This is a genomic window from Clostridium sp. KNHs216 (genome assembly GCF_006714885.1).
Lineage (GTDB): Bacteria > Bacillota > Clostridia > Oscillospirales > Acutalibacteraceae > Caproiciproducens.
In genome coordinates, this window is the sequence record NZ_VFMF01000001.1 from 394,704 (window position 1) to 413,118 (window position 18,415).

Sequence of the window (18,415 nt, forward strand, 5' to 3'; positions counted from 1 at the left end):
CTCCTATAGATAAATTTACAATGACCCCTTAGTCGAGAGTACCCCGGCGGAAGTTTTCGCAACCGCCAGCCGCATGGCGTGGGCAACGGCTTTGAACATTCCTTCGATCTCATGGTGCGCATTTTTTCCATATTCAATACGGGTGTGGAGCGTGATTCCGGCATTGACCGCGAAGGCGCGCAGAAATTCTTCCGTCAGGCAGGTATCGAATTCCCCCACCCGTTCCTGTTCGAACTCCGCCTGAAAAACGAGGTACGGTCTCCCGCTGATGTCCACAGAGGCAAAGGCAAGCGCTTCGTCCATTGGCACAAAAAAGGTACCGAAACGGGCGATTCCCGATTTGTCGCCAAGGGCCTCTGCAAAGGCTTTTCCCAAAACAATGCCGACATCCTCAACCGTGTGATGACCGTCGATCTCCAAATCGCCGACCGCCTCCACGGTGAGTCCGAAGCCTCCGTGTACGGCAAAGGCATTGAGCATATGGTCAAAAAAGCCGATTCCGGTTGAAATGCTCACTTCGCCGCCGTCAAGGGAAAGCGAAACAGCAATATCCGTTTCCTTGGTTTTGCGTTTTTGTACCGATGTCCTCATTTTTCCGCCTCCCTTTGTCATTGAATCACTGTTTCAAAAACCTTGATAAATTCTTTGTTTTCTTCCATCGTACCTGCCGTCACCCGCAGGAAATCGCCCATAAAGCGGACGGCGATCCCTGATTTTAATAAGGCGAGAAAAATTTCCTCCGCCTGGGCAATCTGAAGGAATACAAAATTTGTTGCGGTGGGATACACATGCATTTTTTCACTGTTGTTTTTTTCTATGTGCACCATTTCCGAATAAAGCATATTCCGGGAAGCAACAATGTTGTCTATACCGGAATGGACTAAATCGGGTTCCTTTAAAATAAGGGAACCGATTTTCTGAGTGAGTAAGTTCACATTATAGGGTGATTTGACTGCTTTCAGCGCGTTTGTCAGTGTCGGATTTGCCACGGCAAACCCGAGCCGGATGGCCGCCATACCAAACGCTTTGGAGCAGGTTCTGAGAATCATGAGATTGTCGTACTGCTCCACCTCGCCCAGCAGGGACTGGTCCCAAAAGTCCATATAGGCTTCGTCAAGCACCACCAGCGCCTTCACCGATGTAATCAGTCGCCGGACTTCCTCTTTTGACAGTCCAAGCGAAGTGGGATTGCACGGATTGGAAAAAAGAATCAGCTTGACGTCGTTTGCATTGGCCAGTTCAATCACCTTATCCACATCGATGGTCAGATCGGGATTTTTGGCGTAGACAATGCTTTTCGCCTCCACAATGGAGGCATAAAAGCGATACATGGAAAAATCCGGGGACACCGTCAGCATCGCATCGCCCTTCATCAAAAAGGCACCGCAGATAACGGATATCAGTTCGTCGGAACCGTTTCCGGCCGTAACATGGGCGGGATTGACCTGATAAAACTCTGCAAAGCTTTCGCAAAGCTCCGACGCCATCGGATCCGGGTACCGGTTATAAGCGGTAAACGCCGCAGATTCCATGATCTTCAACGCAATCCGGTTCGGAATGGGAAGAAAGGACTCGTTGGCGTCCAGACGAATCGGATAGCTGCCGGTAATCGGGTCATACGGGCGCAGATCCCTGATTTTTTCATTTAACTGGTAAGCCATTTCAGCGCCTCACTTTAATCGAATTCGCGTGAGCGGTCAGGCCCTCGGCCTCTGCGAGCTGAATAATATCCTTCTGCGCCGATTTCAACGCATCTTCCGTATAATAGATAAAGCTGGATTTCTTGATAAAGCTGTCCACCGAAAGCGGGGAGAAAAAGCGCGCGGTCCCACTGGTGGGCAAAACATGGTTCGGTCCCGCGAAATAGTCGCCAAGCGGCTCCGGCGAATAGTTGCCGAGAAAAACGGAACCGGCGTTGTCGATTTTCCCGATATACTCCATCGGGTTCACGGCGCAAACCTCAAGGTGCTCCGGCGCCAGCTCGTTGGCAAAGGAAACGGCTTCCTCCATGCTTTCGCATACCACCACTGCGCCAAAACGGTCCAGCGATTGGGAAATGATTTCCCTGCGTGACAGCAGGGGAAGCTGCCGGTCAATCTGGGCAACCGTCTGCTCCGCAATTTTCTCCGAGGTCGTCAGCAGAATGGCGGAGGCAAGCACGTCATGTTCGGCCTGCGACATCAGGTCCGCCGCCAGAAATTCCGGACGCGCCGTTTCGTCCGCGATAATCAGGATTTCGCTCGGACCGGCGATCATATCGATATCGACGGTGCCGTAAAGCTGCTTTTTAGCGGTGGCTACATAAATATTTCCCGGGCCGACGATTTTATCGACCTTGGGAATCGTTTGGGTCCCAAACGCGAGCGCCGCGACCGCCTGTGCCCCGCCGACCAGAAAAACACGGTCGACCCCGGCGATCAGTGCCGCCGCCAGAATATCCGGATTGGGTTTTCCGTCTTTTCCGGGAGGCGTCACCATGATGATTTCTTTCACTCCGGCAATTTTGGCGGGAATCGCATTCATCAGGACGGAAGAAGGATAAGCCGCCGTTCCGCCCGGCACATAGATACCGACTTTTGACAGACCGCGAATACGCTGCCCCATCATTACTCCGCTTTCATCGGTTTGAAACCAGCTCTGCTGCTTCTGCCGGGAATGAAAATCCCTGATGTTCTCCGCGGCTCTGGCGAGCGCGGACAAAAACTCCGGTTCACACCGGCCGGTAAGCTCCTTCATCTCCGCGGCGCAAATCTCCGTTCTTTCGGGCAGACTGCCGTCAAATTTCAGGGTGTATTCGCGAACCGCGTCATCGCCGCGACGGCGTACATTTTCAATGATTTCCGAAACGGCTGATTCCACAGCCCTGTTGGTTTCCTCATTTCTTTGTTTCAGCTGACTGATCAGATCGCGGCTGCCGCCCCTTTTCACAAGTTGTATCACGCTGTTCCCTCCTTTGCCCGGTCCATCTCTTCCGCAAGGCTTTCTATTTCCGTTTTCCGGATTTTCAGGCTCGCCGCGTTGACAATCAGTCTTGCGGAAATATCACAGATGCTTTCAATCACTTCGAGTCCGTTTTCTTTTAGGGTAGAACCCGTTTCAACAATATCTACGATTGCGTCGGAAAGGCCCAGAAGCGGCGCCAGCTCGACGGAGCCCTCAATTTTTATGATCCTGACGTCCATTCCTTTGCTTTCAAAGTAATTTCGGGCGACATTCGGATACTTCGTAGCAATGGTTTTAGAGGAATATCCGCTGAAAAAATCCCGGTTCTTCGGACCGGCAAGTGCAAATTTGCATCTGCCGAAACCAAGGTCCAGCACTTCATAAAAGCCGCTTCCCTGCTCCAGAATCGTATCTTTTCCCACGACTCCCAGGTCACAGACGCCGTGCTCCACGTAGGTGATGACGTCTGCGGCCTTGGCAAGAACCACCTCAAACCGGTTCCCGCCGACCGGCAGAATCAGTTTGCGCCCTTTATTTCTGACGGCGGAACAGTCGAAGCCGATTTTCTCAAATAAGGCAACAGTATCATTTTCAAGCCTGCCCTTCGTAAGGGCGATTCTAAGTGGTTTCATCTTTTCCCAACCCTATGTCAGATTTATGGTCTCAATACGGTCTCCGATACAGTCCACGCGCCTGATTCCGCGCGTTTTCGCATATTCCAGCGCTTTCTCTTTTGTCTCAAAGATACTGTTTTCGCATTTCAGACCCTTTTCAATCAGTGTGGAAGCATAGTTCAGGGCTTCCATCTCAAAACCGGCCTCTCCGTGAACCAGAACGTCCGCCGGCATAACGGAATAGAGCGTACCGTGTTCCAGCATGATTTTGGAAATCGCGTCCACGTTGATCGCGAACCCGATGGCCGGCATCGGAAAGTCAAAGTAACCCAGAAGATTGTCGTATCTTCCGCCCAGAAGGACCGCGTCACCGCAGTCTTCCACATAAGCGCTGAAAACAATATTGGTGTAATAATCGTTGCGCTGTACCAGGCCCAAATCGACAATCATCTTATCGCCAAGGCCGCGGCGGCTCAAAGAGCGGTAAAGCTCGTGCAGATATTCCAGCATTCCTCCGGATTTTTCATCGGAGCAAAACGGCTCCGCATGCGCAAACACCTCTTCCCCGCCGAAAAGGCGCGGAAGCGTGCGCATCGCCGTTACCGGCCCGGATTCCTCCAGACCGTCAAGGATCCTGTTCAGGGACGCGTAATTTTTCGATTCGATAGCGCTGCGGATATCTTCACGCAGGTCGTCGGAAATAGGCAGCTGTTCAGCCAACGCGCGGAAAAGTCCGGCATGACCCAGTTCGAACCGAAAATCAGGGACACATTTTCCCAGCGCCTCGATCGCCGTCACGATCACTTCAAGGTCTGCGCGCATTCCGTCCGCGCCGAGAAGCTCAATCCCGGTCTGGACCGTTTCATCACTGCGGCCCGTCAGAGCGGGATTGTTGCGGTAAATGGGCTGCGTGTAAAAAAGCCTGATCGGCTTCGGCAGGCCCTGCAGCCTGGTCGCGGCCAGACGCGCGATCGGCATAGTGGAATCCGGCCGCATAACAGTCAGTCTTCCGCGGCGGTCGGACATTTTATACATGACCTCCTGCCCTATTCCGGAAAAATTCGGGTCAAATACATCATAGAACTCCAGACCGGGAGTAACCACTTCATTGAAGCCTCTGGAAGAAAAGACATCCCTCAGGGTTTTCTCCACATACCTGCGCACCAGGCATTCTTCAAAAAGAAGGTCTTTCGTCCCCTCCGGAGTGACTTTATTATATTTTTTCATCAAATACACCTATCAATTTTCAGTTGAACGCTTTAGTATGGTAATATAATAGCACACTAAACTATTCTTTGTCAACCAAATAATGTCATCTGGCTGCTTTGCGGCAATCCGGCAAGCGCACCGGCTTCCTTGAGCGTTTCAATCACGGATTTGGAAACCTTGGAGCGGGTCTGAAGGTCGTCAACAGAAATATAAGGACCCTTTTCCTTTGCGGCCGCCAAACTGTTTGCCGCGGCTTCTCCTACACCCGAAAGAGAGGAAAACGGAAGCCTGATTTTTCCATTCTCAACCAGATATTTTCTCGCGTCGGATTCATAAAGATCGACCGGAAGAACCTCGATTCCCCGGGCAAGCATTTCGTTGATGATCTGGAAAGTAGCATAGGCGGCCTCTTCCTTCGCGCTTGCTTCCTTGCCCTTCATACTGATTTCATTCATGCGCCTTCGAACGGCTTCCCTGCCCTTCATAGCAGTGGCGCCGTCAAAGTCCTCTCCGCGCACGGTAAAATAAGCGGCGTAGTACTCGACCGGCCTATGTACCTTGTACCACCCGAGACGCAGGGTAGAAATCATGTATGCCGCCGCGTGCGCTTTCGGGAACATGTACTTGATTTTCATACAGGAATCAAGATACCACTGCGGTACATTATGATCCTTCATGGCCTGAATATGTTCTTCGGTCAAAAGCTTGGAGGCCTTGCCCTTACGGGTGATCTCCATGATTTTAAACGCCATTTTCGGCTCCAGCCCTTTGAGCAGCAGGTAAGTCATAATGCTGTCTCTGGTTCCGATTACCTCCGCGATGGTACAGGTTTTGTTTTTGATCAGGTCCTGCGCGTTGCCGAGCCAGACATCCGTGCCGTGTGAAAGGCCGGAAACCTGCAAAAGATCGGAAAAGGTTTTTGGCTGGGAATCGATCAGCATTTGCCGTACAAAGCTGGTGCCGACTTCCGGCAAAGAAAATGTACCGGTCTGGGAATCTATATCCTCCGGCTTGACGTGCAGCGCCTCCGTGGAGGTAAACAGCGACATGACCTCCGGGTCGCTCATGGAAACCTTCATAACCGGAATGCCGGTGTAATCTTCCAGATACCGGTAAATGGACGGAACATCATGCCCGAGCTCGTCCAGCTTGCAGATGGTGTCATGGATGGAATGGAAGTCGAAATGGGTGGTGATATTATCTGATTTCTGATCGTTCGCCGGATGCTGCACCGGGCAGAAATCGTAAATCTCCATTCCCTTCGGCACGACGACCATACCGCCCGGATGCTGACCGGTCGTACGCTTAATCCCCGTGCAGCCGAGCGCCAGACGCTGTTCCTCCGCACGGTGCATCACCATTCCCTTTTCCTCCGCGTATTTCTTCACGAAGCCGATTGCGGTTTTATCCGCTACGGTTGCGATGGTTCCGGCCTTAAAGACGTTGTCCTTGCCGAACAGTGTTTCTGTATAGCGGTGTGCGCTGGTCTGGTATTCACCGGAAAAGTTCAGGTCGATATCCGGCGTCTTATCGCCATCGAAGCCCAGGAAGGTCTCAAACGGAATCGTATGCCCGTCACGGTTGTACTCCGTGCCGCAGACAGGACAATTTTTCGGCGGCAGGTCGAAGCCGCTGCCATAGCTGCCGTCGGTAATAAACTCGCTGTGCTTGCAGTTGGGGCAGACATAATGGGGCTCCAGCGGGTTTACCTCGGAAATACCGGACATATTCGCCACAAACGAAGACCCGACGGAACCACGGGAGCCGACCAGATAGCCGTGCGCTTCCGAGTCCGCGACCAGCTTTTGCGCGGTCATATAAAGGATGGAGAAGCCGTGCTTCGTAATGGAGCCGAGCTCACGGTCAAGACGTTTTTTCACGATATCCGGCAGCGGATCGCCGTAAACCTCTTTCGCCCTTGCCCATGTGATACTGGTCAGCTGTTCCTCGGCACCCTCGATAAAGGGCGGATAGGTTCCCTCGGGAATCGGGCGGATTTCCTCCGTCATCTCTGAAATCAAGTTTGTGTTTTTCACCACGACTTCATACGCCTTTTCCTTCCCAAGATAGGCAAATTCCGCCAGCATTTCCGCGGTGGTGCGCATGTAGAGCGGTGCCTGATCGTCGGTGTCCTTGTATCCCTGTCCGGCCATCAGGATTCTGCGGTAATCTCCGTCCTTCGGATCCATAAAGTGAACATCGCACGTTGCGACCACCGGCTTATGAAGATGCTCTCCGAGCTTCACGATCGTACGGTTGAATTCACGCAGCTTCTCCTCATCGGGGACAAGGCCCTCGCGAACCATAAAAAGATTATTCCCAATCGGCTGAATTTCAAGATAATCGTAGAAACTCGCGATTTCACACAGAGTTTCCCACGGCTGCGCGTTAAAAACCGCTCTGTAAAGTTCACCGGCTTCACACGCGCTGCCGACAATCAGACCCTCCCTGTGCTTGATCAGCTCGCTTTTTGGGATACGCGGATTTCTGTAAAAGTAGTCCAGGTGGGACTTGGAAATCAGCTTATACAGGTTTTTCAACCCTGCTTTATTTTTGACCAGAATGATCTGATGGTAGGATTTCATTTTTTTAGGGTCTCCGCCTGCCAGAGAGGAATTGATATCCATCACCGATTGCGCTCCGGTGTCCTCCTTCAGACGTGTTAACAGCGCCATAAAAATCTTTCCGAGCACCGTTGCGTCGTCGCTCGCGCGGTGATGGTTGAATGGGTCGAGCTTTAAGTATTTGGCGACCGTGTCCAGCTTGCAGTTTTTGATATCCTTCAGCATGGAACGGCACATGGGAACGGTATCGATGTACGGGTAGGAGAAATCCATTCCGCTGCGCTGCGCCGCTACCCGGATAAACGAGGTATCGAACTCGGCGTTGTGGGCAATCAGAACGGCGTCTTTTCCGCAGAAATCATAAAACGCCTGAATGGCTTCCTTTTCCAGCGGCGCGTCTTTTACCATGCCGTCCGTAATCCCCGTCAGTTCCGTTATTTTTGCCGGAATCGGGATCTGCGGATTGACAAAGGTGTCGAAGCTTTCCGTAATCTCGCCGTTTTTGATCCTGACCGCGCCGATTTCGGTAATTTTGTCCTTGTTCGGGCTCAGACCCGTGGTTTCGATATCGAATGAGATAAATTCGTCATCCAGCGTTTTAGAGGATTCTCCTCTGACAGCCTGTACAAGATCATTGACGAAATAGGCTTCCACCCCATAAATGACCTTGATATTGATATCTTTCTTTTTCAGGTCGTTCACGGCGTTCATAGCGTCCGGAAAAGCCTGAGCCACACCGTGGTCGGTAATAGCAATGGCGCTCTGCCCCCATTGAGCCGCGCGCTTGATCAGGTCCCCGGCGGAATTTACGCCGTCCATGCTGGACATGTTGGTATGTAAATGCAGTTCCACCCGCTTGACATCGGCTTTATCCGTTACTTTCAGCTGCTGGACCGTGCTGATGCTTTTAGCGCGCAGGACGATTTCATGGTCGTATTTGTCGTATTCCACATCGCCGCGGGCGATGACCGACATGCCCTTCGCCAGCGTGTCCAGCGCCTTGCACTGGGAAACCATCTCAATAATTTTCAGCGTCATGGAGCTGGTATAGTCCGTTATATTGATCGTAATGATTTTTCTCTGCTGATCCCTTGTGATCTTTTCTTCAATCTGAAAAATTTCGCCCCAGATCGTTACGCTCCCGATATCCGGAGTCACCTTATTGATCGGAACCGGCTTCGCTTTCGGCGCGTGCCCGTACAGTTCGCGGGCAGTTTCCGGTATCATGCAGGGGAGCAGTGTCTCGCCCGAGCGTACCTGAATCGTCCTGGGCGCTTTTACATGGTTGAGATTTGTTTCGTAAGCTTCCACCTGGTCCACAATCGCTTCGCGCTTCAGCGTTTCCTGCTGCTTCTTTTTCTTTTCTATATAGGCCGGATTCTCGCTGTCTACCGTCAGCAGTCCGTCGAATTCCACCGTCAGGCTGATTCCGAATTCCTCGTGAATCAGCTTGGAAATCAGGCGGTCAATATGACGTGAAATCAGCAAATCCCGTCCGCCGTGCGTCAGAGAGATAATCAGCTTTCCGTTCTCGACCCTTGCGGAGGAATCCGTCAGGGTCCCGTTGATGCTGGCTTCCCGGCGCTTCAGCTCCATTACCAGACTGGGGTAATAGTCAACGCTGAAGGTCTCTGACGGGAAGGATGGAAAGATGCAGGCTTTCGCAAGGTTCAGCTCTTTACAGGCAACCATGCACTTTTCCACATCATAAAGCACGCGGCGCTCCACCAAAGATGGAAACGCCACGTCAGCAGTAATAATTCTGTTATTTGTATCGATTTGTAACGAAGAAATGCTTCCGTTGCACACGGGAGACGGTAGTCGTGAAGCTTCTATGTATGCACCAAAAAATTCACCAAAAGTTTTCAATGGAATTCCTTCCTTTACATCTGATCTATCTCCTGCATTAAGCAGTCCAAAAGCTGATCCTCCGGAACCTTGCGGATAATCCGGCCTTTCTTGAACAGAAGGCCTACCCCGTCTCCTCCGGCGATACCGATATCGGCCTCGCGGGCTTCTCCGGGGCCATTTACCGCACAGCCCATAACGGCGACCTTCAGATTCTTTTTGCATCCCGCAAGGCGCTGCTCGGCTTCGTTCGCAAGGCGGATCAAGTCGATCCGCGTTCTGCCGCAGGTCGGGCAGGAAACGAATTGGATTCCTTCCGTGTTCAGATCAAGCCCCCGCAAAATATCAAAACCGGCGGCGACCTCCTTTACCGGGTCGGCCGTCAGGGAAACACGGATGGTATCCCCTATCCCGCGCTGCAGAAGAGAACCGATTCCGATCGAGGATTTTATCAGGCCCATCCGCTCGGTTCCAGCCTCCGTTACGCCCAGATGCAGCGGGTAGTCGCAGCTTTGCGCGGCCAGCTCGTAGGCCTGAATCATTTTGTTCACATCGGAGGATTTAATCGATAGGACAATATCGTGAAAATCATATTTTTCCAGCAGCGAAGCGTGATACAGTGCGCTTTCCACAAGCGCCTGCGGCGTTGGGCTGCCGTATTTTTCCAGAATTTCTTTTTCCAGCGAACCGGAATTCACTCCGATCCGGATAGGGATATTTTTCCGGCGGCAGGCGTCCGCCACCGCCTTGACATGATCGTCGGAACCGATATTACCGGGATTGATCCTGATTTTGTCAATTCCCGCCTCCACCGCTTCCAGCGCCAGGTGATAGTCAAAATGAATATCCGCGACAAGCGGAACCTGTACGGCGTTTTTGATCGCCGGAATCAGCCGGATCGCGTCCCTGTTCGGAATCGCGGCACGGATGACATCGCACCCGGCCTGCTCCAGCTCCACCGCCTGACGGACACTTCCGTCGATATCCGTGGAAGGAATATTGAGCATGGATTGCACGGATATTTTGGAACCGCCGCCAATCGTCACCTTTCCGGCATGAACCGTCCTTGATTTTCGCATTATGAACCCAACCCCTTGCCGGTAATCAGCCTGATAATATCGTTGAAAGTAATAATCACCATCAGCCCCATCAACAGGCAGAATCCGGCCGTGTTTACCCAGCCTTCGTATTTCGGGTTGATCGGCTTGCGGAAAATCGCTTCCACAATCAGGAACAGCAGCCTGCCCCCGTCCAGCGCCGGCAGCGGAAGCAGATTCACGACGCCAAGGTTGACGGTAATGACCATCATCATCATCAGAATATTGTTCAGTGCGGCGATAAAATTCTGCTGCAGGCCGATCGAAGCCGCCTGCCCTATGGCATTTGCCGCGCCGACGGGACCCGCTACATCATTGAACCCGAATTTACCCGTGACAAGTCCGACCAGACTGTACCAGACCATTCGCACGGTGGAAACCGTGTCCTGCGCGGATTTAGCAATCAGGGTGCCGGGATTTTTTTCAATCGGCTGCACATAAAAGTCAAGAGTGAGGATTTGCTTCCCGTCCGACTCCTTTGTGTTAAACCGTATATCATCAAAGTTCAGCAGCTTTCCGCCGCGGGAAACCTGAATATCCGTCTTCATCGGGTCCGCCATGGCGAGAGCAAAGCTCAAATCGCGGTCCCCGTTTATTTTGTAGCCGTTGATGCTTTTAAAAACATCGCCAACCTGCAGCCCGGCTGCCTGCAGAGCCGACTGATCGGTAAATTTCGAGATGGTCGTTGATGAAAACGCGGGCTGCTGGCCTAAAAGGATCATCATAATGACAAGGCCCAGGATGATATTCATCACGGCGCCCATCACAACCACCAGCATCCGTTTCCAAACCGGCCTGTTGTTAAAGGCACGGTCGTCCGGGCTGTCCTCATCTTCGCCTTCCATCGCGCAGAAGCCGCCGATCGGAAACGCGCGCAGGGAATACTCCGTTTCCCCTCTTGTGAAATGAAACAGCTTCGGCCCCATGCCGATCGCAAACTCATTGACACGAACTCCGGAAAGCTTCGCTGTGAAAAAATGCCCGAATTCGTGGATAAAAATAATAAAGCTAAAAAGAAGAATCGCTATAATCACCAATATTGCTTTTGTAATCATGATCACCTCATCATCAGCCGACCGCGCCGAAAACATAATCCCGCGCATTGCGGTCGGCATTCAAAATATCTTCAACAGACGAAACTGTTTGAACATCCGGCTGATTTTCCATTGCGCGGCGGACCAGTTCCCCAATCCGGAGAAAAGAAATCCGGCCGTCCAGAAACAGCTTTACCGCGACCTCATTTGCCCCGTTTGCCGCCGCGGGGGCAAGCCCGCCGCGCTCGATTGCTTTTTTGCATGCCTCAAGGCAGGAGAAAGTCTGTAAATCGGGCTCAAAAAAGGTCAGTTTACCGTAATCCGTCAAGCTTAGCTGCCCAACCGGCGAAGGAAACCTCTGCGGCCAGGTAATTGCATACTGAATGGGAATTCTCATATCCGGCAGTCCCAGCTGCGCAATGACGGAATTATCTTCATATTCAATCATGGAATGAACGACGCTTTCCCGATGGACGACCACGGAAATTTTGGAGGCCGGCATATTAAACAGCCAGGACGCTTCTATAATTTCCAATCCTTTATTCATCATGGTAGCGGAGTCGATCGTAACCTTGGCACCCATATTCCAGTTCGGATGCCTGAGTGCCTGCTGCGGCGTTACATGAATCAACTGATCCCTGTTTTTCCCGAAAAACGGCCCGCCGGAAGCCGTGAGGATGATGCGCTTCAGCGCTTTTTTCTCCGGGCAGCCCTGCAAACATTGAAATACAGCCGAATGCTCGCTGTCAACCGGAAGGATTTTTACCGAATTCTTTTTGGCCGCCTCCATCACAAGGGAGCCCCCGGCGACCAGTGTTTCCTTATTGGCGAGCGCCACGTCCTTTCCCGCTCCGATCGCGGTCAGGGTGGGCACCAGCCCAACCATGCCGACGACGGAATTCAGGATCAAATCGGCGCTTTCCATCGCCGCAGCCTCGCACAGGCCGTCCATGCCGGTCACAACCCGGACGGGAGTGTCCGCTACAGCAATTTTCAGTTTTTTCGCCGCGGACTCATCAAACATCACAGCCAGTTCGGGTTTAAATTCTCTGATTTGCTGCTCTAAAAGCGCCGTATTGGCATTGGCTGCCAAAGCGCATACCTTCAAATCTAAACCGCGTACAACGTCAAGCGCCTGCGTGCCGATGGAACCGGTCGAACCAAGAATCGAAAGACATCTTTTCATTATTATTCACCATTTTGCTGTTTTATTGCATCTGGGCCGACATTTATTGAAAGACAAGCGGCATAAACTGGACAAGCAAATACACAAACGGCGCTTCAAAAATCACGCTGTCAAAGCGGTCCAGAATCCCGCCGTGCCCCGGAATGATTTCCCCAAAGTCCTTGATATGGCAGCTGCGCTTGATGAGCGAAAAGCTGAGGTCGCCCAGAATAGACATAATCGTTCCGAAAAATCCGATGACCACCAGCGTCAGATACGATATTTCGACGCTGTAAGCGTAATAAACCGCATGGAAGATATATCCGAAAACGATCATGGCGATAATGTTCAGAGCAAAACCACCGATAACGCCCTCCACCGTCTTTTTCGGGCTGATATCCGGACACAATTTATGTTTTCCCCAAAGGCTGCCGGCAAAAAACGCTCCGGTGTCCGCTATCCATGCGGAAAAAATCGCAATAATCACATAAAACATGCCGTGCTTCCCGCCAAGGTTCCGTAAACTGATCAGCGTTTCAAGGGCCGTCGGAATCATCAGCGACATACTGTAGATAACGCCCACCTCACGGAAGGTAAGCGCCTTATGATAAAGGATCAGCGCCCCGAATATGACGACCGTGTATAGAAAATAGGCGGCCTGCTGCAGTATATCCACCTGCGGCAGCGGAGCGATCGCCTGAATCATCGGGATTACCGCGGAAAAAACCAGACTTGGAATCAGCAGGACAAAATTTTTGGACAATCCCAAAGCGGAAATAATTTCAAAAACAGCCAAACCCGAAATCAACGCAATCGCAATGTTCAAAGCTGCCGGAATGGTGCTGTTAAATACTACAATCGCGGCCAAAAAAAGAACAAGAGATACTCCTGAAGCAACCCTTTCTTTCAATTAAACCCCTCCAAAGCGCCTGTTACGGCTCGCGTATTCGTTTAATGCGCGATCTAAATCCCTTGGCTTAAAGTCAGGCCACAAAATATCCATGACAACGTATTCGGCGTAAGCCGACTGCCACAGTAAAAAATTCGAGATACGGCTTTCCCCGCTCGGCCGGATAATCAGGTCCGGGTCGGGTTGTCCGCCGGTGTAAAGCCGTTCCGAGATGGAAGTTTCACTGATCTGTTCGGGGGACAGCTTTCCTTTTTGCACATCCTCGGCAAGCGTTCTGGCCGCGTACACGATTTCCGCACGGCCGCCGTAATTCATGGCAATGTTCAGAACCATGCCGGTGCGCTTCTCCGAAACCTTCTCTGTTTCCTGAATCAGTTTCTGCAGTTCCGGCGGAAAAACCGACACATCCCCGATAAACCGCACTTTGATGTTCTCATTTAAAAAATCACGCAGAGCATCTTCAAGATACTGCTTGAACAGCTTCATTAAAGCCCCGATTTCCTCTTTTGGACGCCGCCAATTCTCCGTTGAAAAAGCATATACCGTAAGATACTCAATTCCAATCGAACTACAGTAGCGCGTGATCGTCTTGAAGACAGCCGCTCCTACAGTATGGCCGGCGGAACGCGGGAGCCCGCGCTTTTTAGCCCACCGGCCATTTCCGTCCATAATGATCCCCAGATGCTTTGGAAGATACTGTTGTTCCATTTTCTTACCTATATTTCCATAATTTCCTTTTGCTTTTTTTCAAATACGCCGTCTACCTGTTTGCAATATTTATCGGTTAAATCCTGCGTTTTCTTTTCCGCCTGTTTCAGCTCGTCTTCCGTGAGCTCCGAATTTTTCTTCATGCCTTTGAGCTTCTCCATCGCGTCGCGGCGCATATTGCGGATCGCGATTTTGCGCTCCTCGGCCATTTTGCTGATTTCCTTCACCAGGTCGCGGCGCCTCTCCTCTGTAAGCGGAGGGAATGTGATCCGGATGATCTTTCCGTCGCTTTGGGGATTGATGCCGATGTCCGAGGTCTGGATGGCCTTTTCGATGGCACGACATACGGAAATATCCCAGGGCTGAATGGTCAGGATACGCGCTTCGCTTACCGCCACCGCCGCAAGCTGGTTAATGGCAGTCGGCGTGCCGTAATAATCGACTTTCACTTTATCCAGCACCGCCGGGTTTGCCCTGCCCGCTCTGATGGACGCAAAATCATCCGAAAGAGCGCTGACACATTTCTTCATTTGGTCCTCTGCGTGTTCCAATACTTCTTTCATCATTAGTCCTCCTTCACAAGTGTTCCGATCGATTCCCCGCAAACGGCCTTGATAATATTATCCGGCTCGCCGATGCTGAAAACAAGAATCGGAATTTTATTATCTTTGCATAATGAAGCAGCCGTGCTGTCCATCACCTGCAGGTTCCGGTTGAGTACGTCCATAAAGGACAGGGTGTCAAATTTTACGGCGTCCGGATTCTTTTTGGGATCGCTGTCATAAACGCCGTCAACCATGGTGGCTTTTAAAATAATATCTGCGTCAATTTCGGCTGCCCGCAGCGCTGCCGCCGTGTCGGTTGAGAAAAACGGGTTTCCGGTACCGCAGCCAAATACAACGACTCTTCCCTTTTCCAGATGCCGTACGGCGCGGTTGCGGATGTACGGTTCGGCAATTTGCTGCATCGCAATCGCGGTCTGCACACGGACCTGAACGCCGAGCTGTTCCAACGCGTCGGCAACGCCCAGGGCGTTGATAGTGGTGGCGAGCATCCCCATGTGATCCGCGCGGGTTCTGTCCATTTTTCCGCTGCTGCGGCCGCGCCAGAAATTACCGCCGCCAACAACGATTCCGATCTGAACCCCCATATCCGCACATTTTTTGATCGGTCCGCAGATTTTCAGCACCGTATCAAAATCAATTCCGTGGGTCTCTCTGCCCGCGAGAGATTCGCCGCTCAGCTTGAGAAGAATTCTGTTATATTTAGGTTGCAAATAAAACACCCCTGTTTTCATTTTATATTATTCTACAATAAGCATTGTGTAAAGTAAAGGCTTTCATAACTAAATATAGTTATTATTGTCAAGTTTTATAATTTAGAAACATTTCTCCGAAAGCGGTAACAGCAGGAAGGCATAAAAATAGCGCAGGATTGTTTTCCTGCGCTATTCCTCAGTGAATTCTTACTTAACCATGCTGGCGATTTCTTCTGCAAAATTATCTTCGCGCTTTTCAATACCTTCGCCCTTTTCAAAACGGACATAATCCACAATCGAAATGGAGCCGCCAAGTTCTTTTGCGGTAGCCTCCGTGTACTGCTGCACGGAAAGATCGCCGTCTTTGACATAGGCCTGATCCAAAAGGCAGATTTCCTTAAAGAACTTCCCAAGTCTGCCGGTAACAATCTTATCAGCAATTGCAGCAGGTTTGCCATCGTTGATAATCTGCTCTTTCAGAATGGTCTTCTCGTGTTCAACAACATCGGCAGGAACCGATTTCTGATCGAGGTACTGCGGACTGATGGCCGCAATCTGCATGGCGATATTCTTTGCGTAGTCCTTAAACTCTTCCTTGGCCGCAATTTCTGCGGAAGTATCGAATTTAACGAGAACGCCGATTTTTCCGGCTGCATGGATATAGGCTGCAACCACGCCTTCAAAACGCTTGAAACGACGAATCTTAATGTTCTCGCCGATGGTCAGGATCTTATCCTTGAGCAGCGCGTCGACAGTCTGATCCGAACCGCTTGCCTTGCACTGAAGCAAAGCCTCCACATCGGCAGGATTGGACTCGATAACCGTATCCGCACAGACCTTCACGAAGTGCTGGAAATCCGCATTCTTCGCAACGAAGTCGGTCTCGGCGTTGACCTCGATGTCCACACCGACGGTTTCTTCCTCATTCAGGCACGCAAAAGCAACGCCTTCGGCTGCAATACGGCCCGCCTTCTTCGTAGCGGCCGCAAGGCCTTTCTCTCTTAAAAAGTCGATCGCGGCATCCATATCTCCGTTGGATGCTTCCAGTGCTTTTTTGCAGTCCATCATCCCGCAGCCGGTCTTCTCACGAAGCGCTGCAACATCTTTAGCTGTAAAAGCCATTCTATTTCCTCCGCTCTTAATATTCGTTTTATTTAGTATTTGCGCATATCACCGATTATTCCGCGGCTTCTGCTTCATTCACTTTTGCTTCTTCCGCTTCGGCGGCAGCGGCGCCCATCTGGCCTTCCTTGCCTTCGACGATCGCGTTTGCAACGGTTGCGGAAATCAGCTTGACGGCACGGATCGCGTCGTCGTTGCCAGGAATAACATAATCGATTTCATCCGGATCACAGTTGGTGTCGACAATCGCGACAATCGGGATGCCGAGCTTTTTGGCTTCCGCTACGGCGATTCTCTCTTTGCGCGGGTCAACAATAAACAGTGCGCCGGGAATTTGTTTCATATCCTTGATGCCGCCCAGGAATTTTTCGAGCTTTTCAATCTCAAGGCGAAGCTTAATGACTTCTTTTTTCGGAAGGAGATCAAAAGTACCGTCTTCTTCCATGGCCTTGAGCTGGTTCAAACGGTCGATTCTGCGGCGGATCGTACGGAAGTTGGTCAGCATGCCGCCCAACCAGCGCGCGTTGACAAAATAAGCGCCTGCGCGTTCCGCTTCGTCCTTCACGGAATCCTGAGCCTGCTTTTTGGTGCCGACAAACAGTACGGATTTGCCTTCAGCGGAAAGGCTGCGGACAAAGCTGTAAGCGTCTTCCAGCTTCTTGACGGTTTTCTGCAGGTCGATGATGTAGATGCCGTTGCGTTCCGTAAAGATATACGGAGCCATCTTCGGGTTCCATCTTCTGGTCTGGTGACCGAAGTGAACGCCGGCCTCCAAAAGTTGTTTCATTGATACTACTGACATAATAATCCTCCTTGGTTTTTCCTCCGTCCCGCTTAAACAGACGCAACACCCGAAAGCCGGGCACCAAATCGTCATAGCAGAGACGTGTGTTTTTTTATTGCGTCGATAATTATAGCATATAAAAGAATAAAATTCAAGACTCTTTCAGTTGCCAAAGAATCCGCCAAACCCGCGCCCTCTTTTTTTCGTTCGGCAATAGTTATTATACGTTACTAAAATAGTATCGTCCCCTATTACTTGAATATCCTGCCATTTAATAATAATATCGTCCTCCCTGCCCAGCAGTCCGAAGCAGCGCAGGCGGCCGTAAATTACAATGGCAATCACTCTGGCGTCCGCGGTGTCTATTTCCACATCACAGACACATCCTATCCGGGTCCCGTCCTTTACATTAATGACTTCTTTATGGCGCATATCGATAATCCGGCAATTCACGCTCCCACCTCCCCTACAGATATATGCCGAACTTTGTTATATAATTAATTAATTGATTAATCAAAAAGAAAATGGTATAATTATCCGAGAAAAAATCAGGAGGCTATTATGAACATTTGGCATGATATCTCACCAAAAAGAATTAAGACAGAAGACTTTTGTGCCGTTATAGAAATTCCAAAGGGCTGTAAAATCAAATATGAGCTCGACAAGGAAACCGGTTTGCTGCTGATGGACCGTATTCTTTACACTTCCACTCATTATCCCGCGAACTACGGCTTTATTCCCCGCACTTACGCCAGCGATAATGACCCTCTTGACGTACTTGTCCTCTGTTCCGAGGATATCCGTCCGCTTTCCCTGGTGCGTTGTTATGCCATCGGCGTGATTATTATGGTGGACAACGGAATGAAAGACGAAAAAATCATCGCGATTCCGTTTAACGACCCCACCTATAACGGCTACCGTGACATTAAAGAGCTGCCGAAACATATTTTTGACGAAATGTCCCATTTCTTTTCCGTTTATAAGCAGCTGGAAGGAAAAGTGACGGCGATCGACGAAGTCAAAGGACCCGAAGATGCCAAGGAAATCATTCAGAGCTCCATTGACAGCTACATCGAAAAATTCTGCAAATAATTCCCGCCGATTCAAAATCCCCTGTGAAATTCACAGGGGATTTTTTGTGCCGCAATCTATCAAATAA

General features: G+C 50.9%; 17 protein-coding genes. 1 reads left to right on the forward strand and 16 read right to left on the reverse strand.

Features of this window, described 5'->3' with window-relative positions; translation table 11 throughout:
- Nucleotides 1-15: 15 nt before the first annotated feature.
- The 16 genes from hisB to LY85_RS02070 form a co-directional block, all read right to left on the reverse strand.
- On the reverse strand, nt 16-591 hold the full coding sequence (hisB, locus tag LY85_RS01995) for an imidazoleglycerol-phosphate dehydratase HisB (protein ID WP_141825261.1): 576 nt from the start codon (nt 589-591) through the stop codon (nt 16-18).
- A 17-nt stretch (nt 592-608) separates the two neighbouring features.
- Nucleotides 609-1,661 carry a histidinol-phosphate transaminase gene (gene hisC, locus LY85_RS02000; RefSeq protein WP_141825262.1) on the reverse strand — a complete coding sequence of 351 codons (1,053 nt, stop codon included), beginning with the start codon at nt 1,659-1,661 and terminating at the stop codon, nt 609-611.
- 1 nt (nt 1,662) lies between these two features.
- A complete protein-coding gene (hisD, locus tag LY85_RS02005) occupies nt 1,663-2,940 on the reverse strand; it encodes a histidinol dehydrogenase (RefSeq protein ID WP_141825263.1) in 1,278 nt (425 codons plus the stop codon).
- Nucleotides 2,937-3,575, reverse strand: a complete 639-nt coding sequence (hisG, locus tag LY85_RS02010) for an ATP phosphoribosyltransferase (RefSeq protein ID WP_141825264.1) — start codon at nt 3,573-3,575, stop codon at nt 2,937-2,939. The genes hisD and hisG overlap by 4 nt, the downstream gene beginning before the upstream one ends.
- A gap of 12 nt (nt 3,576-3,587) precedes the next feature.
- Nucleotides 3,588-4,784: an ATP phosphoribosyltransferase regulatory subunit gene (hisZ, locus tag LY85_RS02015; RefSeq protein ID WP_141825265.1), complete on the reverse strand. Its 1,197-nt coding sequence runs from the start codon at nt 4,782-4,784 to the stop codon at nt 3,588-3,590.
- Between the two features lie 71 nt (nt 4,785-4,855).
- The gene (locus LY85_RS02020; RefSeq protein WP_141825266.1) at nt 4,856-9,199 is read right to left on the reverse strand and encodes a PolC-type DNA polymerase III; all 4,344 of its coding nucleotides are present in this window, start codon (nt 9,197-9,199) and stop codon (nt 4,856-4,858) included.
- A 14-nt stretch (nt 9,200-9,213) separates the two neighbouring features.
- Nucleotides 9,214-10,257, reverse strand: coding sequence for a flavodoxin-dependent (E)-4-hydroxy-3-methylbut-2-enyl-diphosphate synthase (gene ispG / locus LY85_RS02025; RefSeq protein WP_141825267.1), 1,044 nt, complete (start codon nt 10,255-10,257; stop codon nt 9,214-9,216).
- On the reverse strand, nt 10,257-11,330 hold the full coding sequence (locus LY85_RS02030; protein WP_038324528.1) for a site-2 protease family protein: 1,074 nt from the start codon (nt 11,328-11,330) through the stop codon (nt 10,257-10,259). Before LY85_RS02030 ends, ispG begins: the two co-directional genes overlap by 1 nt.
- Nucleotides 11,331-11,343: 13 nt before the next feature.
- Complete coding sequence (locus tag LY85_RS02035; RefSeq protein ID WP_141825268.1) at nt 11,344-12,495, reverse strand: 1-deoxy-D-xylulose-5-phosphate reductoisomerase; 1,152 nt, start codon at nt 12,493-12,495, stop codon at nt 11,344-11,346.
- 43 nt (nt 12,496-12,538) lie between these two features.
- Nucleotides 12,539-13,384 (reverse strand): phosphatidate cytidylyltransferase, encoded by an 846-nt coding sequence (locus tag LY85_RS02040; RefSeq protein ID WP_038324229.1) that lies wholly within the window; start codon nt 13,382-13,384, stop codon nt 12,539-12,541.
- Complete coding sequence (locus LY85_RS02045) at nt 13,385-14,092, reverse strand: isoprenyl transferase (RefSeq protein WP_141825269.1); 708 nt, start codon at nt 14,090-14,092, stop codon at nt 13,385-13,387.
- 8 nt (nt 14,093-14,100) lie between these two features.
- A complete protein-coding gene (gene frr, locus LY85_RS02050; RefSeq protein WP_038324231.1) occupies nt 14,101-14,655 on the reverse strand; it encodes a ribosome recycling factor in 555 nt (184 codons plus the stop codon).
- Between the two features lie 2 nt (nt 14,656-14,657).
- A complete protein-coding gene (gene pyrH / locus LY85_RS02055) occupies nt 14,658-15,368 on the reverse strand; it encodes a UMP kinase (RefSeq protein ID WP_141825270.1) in 711 nt (236 codons plus the stop codon).
- A 189-nt stretch (nt 15,369-15,557) separates the two neighbouring features.
- The gene (tsf, locus tag LY85_RS02060; protein WP_141825271.1) at nt 15,558-16,472 is read right to left on the reverse strand and encodes a translation elongation factor Ts; all 915 of its coding nucleotides are present in this window, start codon (nt 16,470-16,472) and stop codon (nt 15,558-15,560) included.
- 55 nt (nt 16,473-16,527) lie between these two features.
- Nucleotides 16,528-17,274 (reverse strand): 30S ribosomal protein S2, encoded by a 747-nt coding sequence (gene rpsB / locus LY85_RS02065; RefSeq protein ID WP_141825272.1) that lies wholly within the window; start codon nt 17,272-17,274, stop codon nt 16,528-16,530.
- Nucleotides 17,275-17,418: 144 nt separating this feature from the next.
- Nucleotides 17,419-17,709 carry a YlmC/YmxH family sporulation protein gene (locus tag LY85_RS02070; protein WP_243122456.1) on the reverse strand — a complete coding sequence of 97 codons (291 nt, stop codon included), beginning with the start codon at nt 17,707-17,709 and terminating at the stop codon, nt 17,419-17,421.
- A 108-nt stretch (nt 17,710-17,817) separates the two neighbouring features.
- On the opposite strand from LY85_RS02070, the gene LY85_RS02075 reads away from it, so the two are divergent.
- A complete protein-coding gene (locus tag LY85_RS02075) occupies nt 17,818-18,348 on the forward strand; it encodes an inorganic diphosphatase (protein WP_038324237.1) in 531 nt (176 codons plus the stop codon).
- Nucleotides 18,349-18,415: the final 67 nt, after the last annotated feature.